9 protein-coding genes are annotated in these 12049 nt (G+C 71.8%); 6 read left to right on the forward strand and 3 right to left on the reverse strand.

Going from position 1 to position 12049, the window contains the following annotated elements:
* The first annotated feature begins 104 nt into the window (after positions 1 to 104).
* The 4 genes from IE244_RS11450 (at position 105) to IE244_RS11465 (ending at position 6782) form a co-directional block, all read left to right on the forward strand.
* On the forward strand, positions 105 to 1031 hold the full coding sequence (locus IE244_RS11450) for a DUF3027 domain-containing protein (protein WP_191873122.1): 927 nt from the start codon (positions 105 to 107) through the stop codon (positions 1029 to 1031).
* Positions 1032 to 1296: 265 nt separating this feature from the next.
* Positions 1297 to 4560, forward strand: coding sequence for a sacsin N-terminal ATP-binding-like domain-containing protein (locus tag IE244_RS11455; RefSeq protein WP_191873124.1), 3264 nt, complete (start codon positions 1297 to 1299; stop codon positions 4558 to 4560).
* Positions 4561 to 4850: 290 nt separating this feature from the next.
* A complete protein-coding gene (locus IE244_RS11460; protein ID WP_191873125.1) occupies positions 4851 to 5741 on the forward strand; it encodes a hypothetical protein in 891 nt (296 codons plus the stop codon).
* Between the two features lie 210 nt (positions 5742 to 5951).
* Complete coding sequence (locus tag IE244_RS11465; protein WP_191873126.1) at positions 5952 to 6782, forward strand: hypothetical protein; 831 nt, start codon at positions 5952 to 5954, stop codon at positions 6780 to 6782.
* 62 nt (positions 6783 to 6844) lie between these two features.
* Here IE244_RS11465 and IE244_RS11470 read toward each other — a convergent pair whose 3' ends face one another.
* Both IE244_RS11470 and IE244_RS11475 read right to left on the reverse strand, forming a co-directional pair.
* Positions 6845 to 9241, reverse strand: a complete 2397-nt coding sequence (locus IE244_RS11470; RefSeq protein WP_191873127.1) for a cation-translocating P-type ATPase — start codon at positions 9239 to 9241, stop codon at positions 6845 to 6847.
* 89 nt (positions 9242 to 9330) lie between these two features.
* Positions 9331 to 9597: a DUF2530 domain-containing protein gene (locus IE244_RS11475; protein ID WP_191873128.1), complete on the reverse strand. Its 267-nt coding sequence runs from the start codon at positions 9595 to 9597 to the stop codon at positions 9331 to 9333.
* A gap of 160 nt (positions 9598 to 9757) precedes the next feature.
* Between IE244_RS11475 and IE244_RS11480 the strand changes: the two genes are divergently transcribed.
* Positions 9758 to 11209, forward strand: coding sequence for an NCS2 family permease (locus IE244_RS11480; RefSeq protein ID WP_191873129.1), 1452 nt, complete (start codon positions 9758 to 9760; stop codon positions 11207 to 11209).
* 37 nt (positions 11210 to 11246) lie between these two features.
* Here the strand turns inward: IE244_RS11480 and IE244_RS11485 are convergent, their stop codons facing one another.
* Positions 11247 to 11429 carry a ribbon-helix-helix protein, CopG family gene (locus tag IE244_RS11485; protein ID WP_191873130.1) on the reverse strand — a complete coding sequence of 61 codons (183 nt, stop codon included), beginning with the start codon at positions 11427 to 11429 and terminating at the stop codon, positions 11247 to 11249.
* A 155-nt stretch (positions 11430 to 11584) separates the two neighbouring features.
* Between IE244_RS11485 and IE244_RS11490 the strand changes: the two genes are divergently transcribed.
* Positions 11585 to 12022 (forward strand): MarR family winged helix-turn-helix transcriptional regulator, encoded by a 438-nt coding sequence (locus tag IE244_RS11490; RefSeq protein WP_191873131.1) that lies wholly within the window; start codon positions 11585 to 11587, stop codon positions 12020 to 12022.
* Positions 12023 to 12049: the final 27 nt, after the last annotated feature.

Raw genomic sequence — 12049 nt, forward strand, 5'->3', positions numbered from 1 at the left:
CGCGCGGATGCATGACGTCGATGCGGTCCCCAGGTCCGCTCCGTCGGCAGGCCCGCCGGAGGCAGCCGCACTCGACGAGACGGCGTAGGAGAGAAGCGATACCTGTGAGCGCAGCGACAACGCGAAGCCGCACCCCCGACCGTCTGTGCGCCGAGGCGGTCGATCTCGCCCGCGCCGCCGCCGAGGAGGCCGCCGCGCCCGGCGTGGTCGGCGAGCACGCCGGCCTGGTGTCCGAGGGCGACCGTGTTGTCACGCACTTCTTCGAGTGCAAGGAACCGGGCTACCGCGGCTGGCGCTGGGCCGCGACCGTGGCCCGCGCCTCCCGCGCCAAGATCGTCACGCTCGACGAGGTGGTCCTGCTCCCCGGCCCCGACGCCCTGCTCGCCCCGGAGTGGGTCCCGTGGAGCGAGCGCCTGCGCCCCGGCGATCTCGGCCCCGGCGATCTGCTCCCCACCGACCAGGAGGACCTGCGCCTGGAGCCGGGCTACTCCGGCGAGGAGGAGCCGCCGCCGAGCTCGGTGGTCTCCGCGGAGATGGCCGAGCTGGCGGAGGCCGAGGACGCCGACGTCACCCCCGGCACCCCGGCCGCCCAGCCCACGACCCCGTCCCGGGGCTCGATCGCCGCCGTCGCCGAGGAACTGGGCATGCGCCGCGCCAGGGTGCTGTCCCGCTACGGCCTGCACGTCGCGGCCGACCGCTGGGAGGAGTCGTTCGGCCCGAAGACCGCGATGGCCCAGGCGGCCCCCGCCACCTGTATGACCTGCGGCTTCCTGAACCCCATCGGCGGCTCCCTCGGGCAGGCCTTCGGCATCTGCGCCAACGAGTTCTCCCCGGCCGACGGACGCGTGGTCTCCCTCGCCTACGGCTGCGGCGGCCACTCGGAGGCCGCGGTCATGCCCAAGCCCCCGCAGCCGGCGCTCCCGGTCATCGACGAGACCCGGGTGGACCCCTTCCCCCTGCGTCCCGCCCGTGACTCCGGCTCGGTCCCCGACACGAGCGACGAGGCCACAGCGGAACTCGGCCACTCCTAGGCCCCGGCCCGCCCGTCCCTCCCCGGAAGGAGGGACGGGCGGATCCGTTCCCCCGGAAGGAGGGACGGGCGGATCCGTTTCCCCGCCTCCCGCCACGGCCTCCCGCCCCCGACCCCGCCTCCTGGGCCCCGGCGGCCGCCCGTGTCCCGGTACCGGAGGCGGGCCATGCCACGGATGCGCCCTTCACCCCTCCTCGGCGCCCCGGGACCGGTACCCCACCCCGCGCTGTACCTTCGTCCTCACGTCGACGAGGAGAGTGGGGAACGTGAGCAGCAAGTACGTGCGGCCGGCGGTCGAAGGGGCCGACCCGTTCGGGACGGCCCGGCTGCGCCGTGGTGTTCTCGACGCCTGGGCCACCAGCCCCGCCCGGTTCCGCGAGGACGCCAACGCCGAGGAGGACCTGGTCCTGGGCGGCTACCGGGACCGGCTGGTGGTCGAGCTCGCGCAGAACGCCGCCGATGCCGCCGCCCGTGCCCGGACCCCCGGCCGGCTGCGGCTCACGCTCCGCGACGGAGTCCTCGTCGCCGCCAACTCCGGTGCCCCGCTGGACGCGGCCGGTGTCGAGTCGCTGTCCACGCTGCGGGCCTCCGCCAAGCGGGACGCCGAGGTCACGCAGGGTGCCGTCGGCCGGTTCGGGGTCGGGTTCGCCGCCGTGCTCGCGGTGACCGACGAACCGGCGCTCGTGGGCCGGCACGGCGGTGTCCGCTGGTCCCTCGCCGAAGCGCGGGAGCTGGCCGCCGGGACCGCCCGGCACAGTCCCGGACTCGGGGACGAGGTCCGGCGCCGGGACGGGCACGTACCGCTGCTCCGGCTGCCCTTCGCCGCCGAGGGCACCGCTCCGGAGCCGTACGACACCGCCGTGATCCTGCCCCTGCGGGACGCGGCCGCCGGCGATCTCGCCGAACGGCTGCTGAACGCCGTCGACGACGCGCTGCTCCTCGCCCTGCCGGGCCTGGAGGAGGTCGTGGTGGAGATCGGCGACGAGGCACCGCGCGTGCTGCGCCGTCGTACCGAGGGCGCCGTCACCGTCGTGGAGGACTCCCGGGAGGGCACCACGCGGTGGCGCACCGCTTCCGCCCACGGGCCGCTCACCCCCGATCTGCTCGCCGACCGGCCCGTGGAGGAGCGACTGCGCCCCCACTGGTCGGTGACCTGGGCGGTGCCCGAGGACGACCAGGGGCGTCCGGTCCGTCCCCGGACGACCGCCGTCCTGCACGCGCCCACCCCCAGCGACGAACCCCTCGGCGTCCCCGCCCTCCTCATCGCCTCCTTCCCCCTCGACACCACCCGCCGGCACACGGCTCCCGGCCCGCTCACCGACTTCCTGGTGCAGCGCGCGGCCGACGTCTACGCCGAACTGCTCGCCGGCTGGCGCCCGGTGACGGAGGGGATCATCGACCTCGTGCCGGGGCCGCTCGGCAAGGGCGAGCTGGACGGGGCGCTGCGGCAGGCGGTCCTGCAGCGGCTGCCGCGGACCGAGTTCCTCCCACCCGCCCACCCTGCGTTCCTCCCGCCCGCCCACCCTGCGTTCCTCCCGCCCGCCCACCCTGCGTTCCTCCCGCCCGCCCACCAGACCGTCAGCCCCGCCGCCGGTCGGGCGGAGGAGGACGGCGACGGCCTTCCGGAGGCGCTGCGGCCCCGCGACGCGGAGATCGTGGAAGGCGCCGGGGCGGACACCGTGCGGGTGCTCGCCGAGGTGCTGCCCACGCTGCTGCCCGCCGGGCTGGAGCGGCGGGTCGAGCTGCGCACCCTCGGGGTGGCCCGGCTGCCGCTCGCCGATGCCGTCGACCGGCTCGCCGGACTGGAGAAGGACCCCGGCTGGTGGTGGCGGCTCTACGACAGCCTCGCCGGTGTCGACCCCGACCGGCTGTCCGGGCTGCCGGTGCCGCTCGCCGGGGGCCCCTCGCAGGCCTTCGGCACGGGGGCGGGACGGACCACGATCGGGCCCCGGCAGGTACTGCTGCCCACCTTGGACGGCCCCTCGATCGACGCGGAGGTCCTCGGCCGGCTCGGGCTGAAGATCGCTCACGAGGACGCCGCGCACCCGCTGCTGGAGAAGCTGGGCGCGCTGCCCGCCACCCCGCGCGCGGTCCTCACCACCCCGCAGGTGCGGGCCGCCGTCGCCGCCTCGCTGGACGAGGAGGGCGGGATCGGGGGCTGGGAGGAGGACGCCCCGGACGCCGAGGAACTGGCCGACGCCGTGCTCTCGCTGGTCCGGGACGCGGGCCTGGAGCCCGGTGACGAGCCCTGGCTGGGCGCGCTGGCACTGCCCGACGAGGACGGGGAACTCGCCCCCGCAGGTGAACTCGTCCTCCCCGGCAGCCCCTTCGCCCGGGTGATCCGTGCGGGTGAACTGGCCGCCGTGGACCACGACCTGGCCGAGCGGTGGGGCGCACAGCCGCTCACCGCCTGCGGGGTGCTCGCGGACTTCGCGCTCGTCCGGGCCACCGACGTCGTCCTCGACCCGGACGAACTGGAGCCCCGCGAGGGCGACTTCGCCGAGCCCGACGACGCCGGGCTGCTGGACGCGGTCGACGTGTGGTGCGAGGACATCCTCGACCGCTTCCCGGACAGCCCGGTGCCCCCGGTCGCCACCGAGCTGGTCGCGGTACGCGACCTGGACCTGGTGGACGACGAACACTGGCCCGAGGCGCTCGCGCTGCTGGCGCAGCCGCCGCTGCGGGACGCCCTCACCCAGCCGGTCCGCGTCCTGCTGCCCGACGGCACCCACGAGGTCGTACGGCCGTACACCGCGTGGTGGCTGCGCGGGCACCCCGTGCTGGACGGCCGCCGCCCGGCCGGTCTCCTCGCGGCCGGCGGGGACCCGCTGCTGCGCGGGCTGTACGACGAGGCCGACGCCACCGGGTTCGAGGACGAGCAGGTGCTGCGGGCGCTGGGTGTGCGGACCTCCGTGGCGGCCCTGCTGGACGAACCGGGCGGCGCCGCCGAGCTGCTGGACCGGCTGGCCGACCCGGAGCGGCCGGTCACGGCGGCCCAACTGCACGGCCTGTACGGGGCGTTGGCCGAGCTGGACCCGGAGCAGGTGACCCTGCCGGACGAGCTGCGGGCCGTGGTCGACGGGCGGGTGGCGGTCGTGGACGCCGCCGAGGCCGTCGTGGTCGACTCGCCGGACCTGCTGCCCTTCACCTCCTCGGTGCCGCTGCTGCCCGTCCCGCCGGCCCGGGCCGCGGAGCTGGCGGAGCTGTTCCAGGTGCGGCGGCTGAGCGAGTCCGTCACCGGCGAGGTGCACTCCGAGGGCGCCGAGCACGACGTGCCGGAGCCGGTGCGGGTGCTGCTCGGGGCGCGTACGCCCCGGACGTACGTCGAGCACGAAGAGCTGGTCGTGGACGGCGTGGAGATCGACTGGCGGCTCACCGACGACGGGGTGCTGCACGCGGCCACGCTGGAGGGCGTCGCGGCGGGCCTGGCCTGGGCGGCGGGGCAGTGGCCGCGGCGCTTCGAGGTGGCGGCCCTGCTGGAGGACCCGTCCCGGACGGAGGAACTGGCCAGGGACCGCTGGTTCGACTAGCTCCACGGATCTCTCACGACATTCTCAATCTCCTTACAACCGTTCCCCCGCGTGCCGAGTCTGACCCGCTGCAACAACAGGCTCACCGGTCACTACACACGCGGGGGAACACATGCGTATGCGCGCCTCTGTCACCGTCGACGCCACCCCCGCGTGGCCGCGCGGCAGCCCGCGGAACTTGCCGCGTGACCCGTACAACCACCTGGTCACCTCGCGGGTCTGATCCCCCGAGTCGACTGACTCCATGATCACTTGGACCTCGTGTCCACTTTCTCCACACAGGGGAACGCATGCGCATTCGTGCCACCGTGGCCGCCGTCTCCGGCGCCCTGGCCCTCTCCGCCTTCGTCGTGCCGGCCGCCCAGGCCGCCGACAGCGGTGCGTCTCACCGCATCGACTACGTGAAGTACTTCGCCCAGCACGCGTCTTCCGGCAAGACCGCGCTCGCCGCCACCTCGGCGCCCGTCGGCGACCTCGATGCGTCCTTCTCCAACTTCAAGATCGCCAAGGCGATCAAGGTCGGCACCACCAACAAGGTGTCCAGCACCGTCACCTACACGATGACCTACGGCGCCGACGTGGACATCGCCTCCGACAACTTCGTCACCATCCCGCTGATCTACCACGGCTCCGCGGACACCCCGGACAGCGTCCAGGGCTCCGACCTGCCGGCGCTCTGCAGGGTGGTCTCGGCGGGCACCGCCAGCTGCAAGGGCAGCATCGACATCTACCCGAAGACCAGCGACGCGGACCTGAAGCTGCGCAACTCCTACGCCGGTACCTGGCACGGCGCGGCCATCGCCGTGGACTTCGAGAGCGGGAACAGCTCCCTGCAGACGGGCTTCGCCGCCACCCTGGTCCAGCGCAACTCCACGCTGACGGTCAACGCCGCCCCGGAGCCGGTGACGAAGGGCGCCACCGTCACGGTGACGGGCAAGCTCGCCCGCGCCAACTGGGAGGACCACCAGTACCACGGCTACACCGGCCAGCCGGTGCAGCTGCAGTTCCGCAAGAAGGACTCCAGCACCTACACCACGCTGAAGACCCTCAAGACGGACTCCACGGGCAACCTGAAGACGACGACCAAGGCCACGGTCGACGGCTACTACCGCTTCTCCTTCGCGGGCACCTCGACGACTCCGGCGGTCAACGCCGCGGGTGACTTCGTCGACGTGCGGTAGGACGTGACGTAGGCAGCAGGACCCGTCCGGCCCCGGAAGCGCATGCCGCCCCCGGGGCCGGAACGTTTCTTCTCACTTGTGCCACGACCTGGCAATGCGGTCCTCAAATCTGGCCGGAAACCGCTCCTGCCGTACAACCAGCTCCCGGGGTCACGGATCTGATCGCGTGAGTCAACCGACTCCACGATCACTTCTCCCTCAGGGGAACGCATGCGCATTCGTGCCACCGTGGCCGCCGTCTCCGGCGCCCTGGCTCTCACCGCCCTCGCAGTCCCGGCCGCGCAGGCCGTCACCGACTCGGGCACGCCCTACACCCTGGACGCGAGCTTCTCCAACCTCTCGATCGGCAAGGCGACCAAGGTCGGAACCACCAACGAGGTCAGCGTCGCGTACTCGTACACGCTGACGCACGGTGCCGACGTGGACATCGCCGCGAAGGACTTCGTCACGGACGCCTTCCTCTACCACGGCACCTACAGCGACTCGTCCCCCGAGCTGTACGGCGACGACCCGGCGACCTGCACCGCCACCTCGTCGACGACGGCCACCTGCAAGGGGAACGTCACCATCTACCCGGCCGACGGCGACCTGCAGAACGCCTGGGCCGGCAGCTGGAGCGTGGCCGCCGAGGCGGTCGCCTTCAACGGCCAGGACCAGCAGAACCCCGACATGAGCAAGGTCGGCTACAAGGACCAGAGCGGCCTCGCCACGACGCTGGTGCAGCGCTACTCCAAGCTGACGGTGGACGCCGGCCCGGAGCCGGTCGCCAAGGGCAAGACCCTCACGGTCACGGGCAAGCTCTCCCGGGCCAACTGGGAGGACCACCAGTACCACGGCTACACCGGCCAGCCGGTCCAGCTGCAGTTCCGCAAGGCGGGCAGCAGCACGTACACCACCGTCAAGACGGTGACCACGGACGCGTACGGCAACCTGAAGACCACCACCACCGCCGCCTACGACGGCTACTGGCGCTTCAGCTTCGCCGGCACCTCCACCACTCCGGCGGTCAGCGCCACGGGTGACTACGTGGACGTGCAGTGAGGTAGCGCCCCCGCGGGGGCGGGGAACCGCGCGGCCCACGGCCTTGCGGTTCCCCACCGGCTTCAGCCGGGAAACCGCCGGGCCACCCACTTCCACAGGAACTCCAGCGCGGCCGATGCCACCACCGCGATGCCCACCGCGGTCCATGGCATCTCCACGCCGACCAGCTTCAGCGCGAAGAAACCCTGAAGCGACGGCACGACCAGGACCAGCAGGAAGGCCACACCCATCGCGGCCACCAGGGCCACCCGCCACCAGGTGTAGGGCCGGGCGACGATCGCCAGGATCCACATGGAGACGAGGAAGAGGGTCAGGGTGGCCGCGCTGGTCTCCGCGTCCAGCTGGCCGGGCCCGGTGTAGTGGTGCCGGGCGACCAGGTACGTCACGAAGGTCGCCGCTCCGGCCACCACGCCACCCGGGACCGAGTACCGCATCACCCGGCGCACGAAATGCGGTTTCGCCCGCTCCTTGTTGGGCGCCAGCGCCAGGAAGAACGCCGGCACGCCGATCGTGAGGGTGGACAGCAGGGTCAGGTGCCGTGGCAGGAACGGGTACTCGACCCGCCAGCACACCACCAGGACCGCCAGCAGCACCGAGTACACGGTCTTCACGAGGAACAGCGTCGCCACCCGCGTGATGTTGCCGATCACCCGGCGGCCCTCGCCCACCACCGACGGCAGACTCGCGAAGCTGTTGTCCAGCAGCACGATCTGCGCCACCGCACGCGTCGCCTCCGAGCCGGAGCCCATGGCGACCCCGATGTCGGCGTCCTTCAGCGCGAGCACGTCGTTCACCCCGTCACCGGTCATCGCGACGGTGTGCCCGTGCGACTGCAGCGCCCCCACCATGTCCCGTTTCTGCTGCGGCGTGACCCGGCCGAAGACCGTCCCCCCGTCCAGCGCCTCCGCCATCCGGGTCCGGTCGCCCGGCAGGTGCCGCGCGTCCACCGTCGAGCCCTCCAGGCCCAGCTTGGCGGCGACCGCGCCGACCGACACCGCGTTGTCCCCCGAGATGACCTTGGCGCGGACGTCCTGGTCCGCGAAGTAGCGCAGGGTGTCGGCCGCGTCGGGGCGCAGCCGCTGCTCCAGGACGACCAGGGCGGTGGGGCGGGCGCCGTGGGCCGGCTCGGGGTCGTCCAGGTCACGGCTCGCGCGGGCCAGGAGGAGCACCCGCAGGCCCTGCTCGTTCAGGCGCGCGGTGTCGCCCAGGGCCGGGTCGCCCTCGGCGAGCAGGACGTCCGGGGCGCCGAGCAGCCAGGTGCTGGTCTCGCCGTCGGCCTCGCTGAACGCGGCCCCGCTGTACTTGCGGGCCGAGGAGAAGGGCAGCGACTCCACACAGCGCCAGTCCTCACTGTCCGGGTAGGCGTCGATGATCGCCTGGAGGGAGGCGTTGGGGCGCGGGTCGGACTCGCCGAGCGCGCCGAGCACCCTGCGGACGTACCCCTCGTCGGCCCCGTCGAGCGGACGCAGCTCCGTGACGTCCATGCCGCCCTCGGTGAGCGTGCCGGTCTTGTCCAGGCAGACGGTGTCGACGCGGGCCAGTCCCTCGATCGCCGGCAGCTCCTGCACCAGGCACTGCTTGCGCCCGAGCCGGATGACACCGATCGCGAAGGCGACGGAGGTGAGCAGCACCAGCCCCTCCGGGACCATCGGGACGATGCCGCCGACCGTGCGGGCCACGGCGTCCTTGAAGCCGTAGCTCTTGACCACGAGCTGGGTGATCACCAGGCCGATCGCGGCCGGGACCATCATCCAGGTGACGTACTTGAGGATGGTGGAGATACCGGTGCGCAGCTCGGAGTGGACCAGGGTGAAGCGGGAGGCCTCCTCGGCGAGCTGGGCGGCGTAGGCCTCGCGGCCCACCTTGGCGGCCTTGAACGCCCCGCCGCCCGCGACGACGAAGCTGCCGGACAGGACGGGGGCGCCGGGGCGTTTGACGACGGGATCGGCCTCGCCGGTGAGCAGCGACTCGTCGATCTCCAGCCCGTCGGCCTCCGCGCACACCCCGTCGACCACGATCTTGTCGCCGGGCCCGATCTCGATCAGGTCGTCCAGGACGATCTCGGCGGTGGCGACCTCGGTGGCTCTGCCGTCCCGGCGTACGGTCGGCCGGGCCTCCCCGATCACCGCGAGCGAGTCGAGGGTCTGCTTGGCCCGCCACTCCTGGACGATGCCGATGCCGGTGTTGGCGAGGATGACGAAGCCGAACAGGCTGTCCTGGATCGGCGCGACGAACAGCATGATCAGCCACAGCACGCCGATGATCGCGTTGAACCGGGTGAAGACGTTGGCCCGGACGATCTCCCCGAGCGACCGGCTGCTGCGCACGGGCACGTCGTTGACCAGGCCACGCGCCACGCGCTCCGCCACTTCGGCGGCGCTCAGTCCGGTCGCGGGGCTCTTCGGCAGGGCCACGGGGTGCACGGGGTCGAGTTCGGCGCCCGCGTCTATATGGCTCATGCATTCGACGGTACGGGGGGATGTGTCCACCCGCCCGCTTTCCGGCCGACCGGGCGGGAGCGCCCCGCGGTCAGGTCCGGCCGGCGGAACTATTCAGCCGACGCTTCCCGCAGCCCCGCGGCCCGCTTCAGCGCGGCGTCCCGCCTGCGCACGTACCAGACGCCGACCAGCCCCAGCCCGCCGCCGGCCAGGCAGGTCCACAGCCACCACAGGTGCCCGTGGTCGTCGAACCAGCCGTAGAACGGCAGCTGGACCAGGAAGAGCACGAACCACACGATCGTGCCGCCGGTGATGGTGGCGACCACGGGCCCCTCCAGGGGCTCCGGCGCCTCGTGCTTGGGGGTCCACTTGGCCATGCGCACAGCTTAAGCGCCGCCTCCGCCCGGCCCTGTCTACGCGCGGAGATAGCGATCTCGCACTTATACGTTCATACTGAAACCGTTTGTCTTTGACCGCTTCTGCTCGTATGAAACTCCAACAGGGCTCGGGGGAACCCCGTCGGAGATGAGGTCTCGTATGTCCACCTCGGCACCTGCCAAGGTCCCCACCCCCGAGAAGCCGGGCGGCGCGCCCGCCTTCGGCGCCCTCGACCGCTACTTCAGGATCTCCGAGCGCGGCAGCTCCGTCGCCCGTGAGATCCGCGGTGGCTTCGCCACCTTCTTCGCGATGGCGTACATCATCGTGCTGAACCCGATCATCCTCAGCAGCGCGAAGGACATGTACGGGCATCACCTGGACAACGGTCAGCTGGTGACGGCGACCGCGCTGACCGCCGCGTTCACCACGCTCCTCATGGGTGTCATCGGCAACGTGCCGATCGCGCTGGCCGCGGGCCTCGGTGTGAACTCGGTCGTCGCCCTCCAGCTGGCGCCGCGGATGTCCTGGCCGGACGCCATGGGCATGGTCGTCCTCGCGGGCATCGTGGTCATGCTGCTGGTCGCCACGGGCCTGCGCGAGCGCGTGATGAACGCCGTGCCGTTCGGCCTGCGCAAGGCGATCTCGATCGGTATCGGCCTGTTCATCATGCTGATCGGCCTGGTCGACTCCGGCTTCGTCACCCGTATGCCGGACGCCGCGCAGACCACCGTCCCGCTGCAGCTCGGTACGGGCGGCCATCTGCACGGCTGGCCGGTGCTGGTCTTCATCCTGGGCGCGCTGCTGACCTTCGTGCTGATCGTCCGCAAGACGCCGGGCGCGATCCTCATCTCCATCGTCGGCATGACCGTCCTCGCGGTGGTCCTCAACGCGGTCACCACGATCCCGTCCTGGGGGCTGACGGTCCCGAAGTGGCCGGGCAACCCGGTCTCCACCCCCGACTTCGGCCTGGTCGGCCAGGTCAGCCTGTTCGGCGGTTTCTCCAAGGTCGGCCTGCTGACCGGCATCCTGTTCGTCTTCACGGTCCTGCTGTCGTGCTTCTTCGACGCGATGGGCACCATCATGGGCGTCAGCGACGAGGCCAAGCTGACCGACGCCGAGGGCTATATGCCGGGCATCAACAAGGTCCTCTTCGTCGACGGCCTCGCGGTCGCGGCGGGCGGTGCCAGCTCCTCCTCGGCCACCACCGCGTTCGTGGAGTCCACGGCCGGGGTCGGCGAGGGCGCCCGTACGGGATTCGCGAACGTCGTCACGGGCAGCCTGTTCGCCATCGCGCTGTTCCTCACCCCGATCGCCACGATGGTCCCGTCCCAGGCGGCCACCCCGGCGCTGGTCGCGGTCGGCTTCCTGATCCTGTCGAACTCCATCAAGGAGATCGACTGGGCGGACTACACCATCGCGATCCCGGCCTTCGTGACGATGCTGATGATGCCGTTCACCTACTCGATCACCAACGGCATCGGCATGGGCTTCATCACCTTCACCGTCCTGCGCCTGGCCGCCGGCCGGTTCCGGGAGGTCCCGGTGGCGATGTACGTCGTCTCGGCCGTGTTCGCCTTCTACTACCTGATGCCGGCCCTGGGCCTCACCTGAGCCATGCCCCTGCGCGGCGCCTCGGCCCTCCACGGCCTCAGGTGACGCCGTAGAACCTCTCCGTCTCCTCGACGGCGGCCTGGAACCGCTCGTCGAAGTCGTCCCGGATGAGCGTGCGGACCACATAGTCCTGCACGCTCATTCCTCTTTTCGCGGCGTGCTGCCGGAGTCTTTCGAGCAGCTCCCCGTCTATCCGCACGCTGAGCACAGTGGTCCCCATGGGTACGAGGGTCGCCATATCCGGCCACCCGGCGCGTCACTTTCCGGAGCTGACTCACTCATATGGGTGATCAGCCGGTCCAGTGGCCAGGGTCACGGGCATCAGGGGCGTGTCGCGGTGGTCTTTAGCGAGAGTAATGAGTTACTCTAAAGAACATGCCGGACCTCACCCATGGCGACGACGTGGCCGCCGTGAACTCCCTACGCTCCGCCGTGATGCGGTTGTCCCGTCGGCTCAAGCACCAGCGGGTCGACGAATCGCTGAGCCCCACCGAGATGTCGGTGCTCGGCACCCTGTTCCGCTGCGGCTCGGCCACGCCGGGTGAGCTGGCCCGCAAGGAGCACGTCCAGCCGCCGTCGATGACCCGCATCGTCGCGCTGCTCGAAGCCAAGGGGCTGGTCCGGCTGGAGCCGCACCCCGACGACCGGCGCCAGAAGGTCGTCACCCAGACCGAGCAGGCCGAGGCGATGTTGGAGGAGAGCCGCCGCAAGCGCAACGCGTTCCTGGCCGGTCTGGCCGAGGGTCTCGACGAGGACGAGTGGGCCGCCCTGCGCGCCGCCGCCCCCGTGCTGGAGAAGCTCGCGCACCTGTAAGCAAGCCATCAGAGGAGGCGAACCCTT

The organism is Streptomyces filipinensis, from assembly GCF_014649495.1.
GTDB classification, from domain to species: Bacteria; Actinomycetota; Actinomycetes; order Streptomycetales; family Streptomycetaceae; genus Streptomyces; species Streptomyces filipinensis.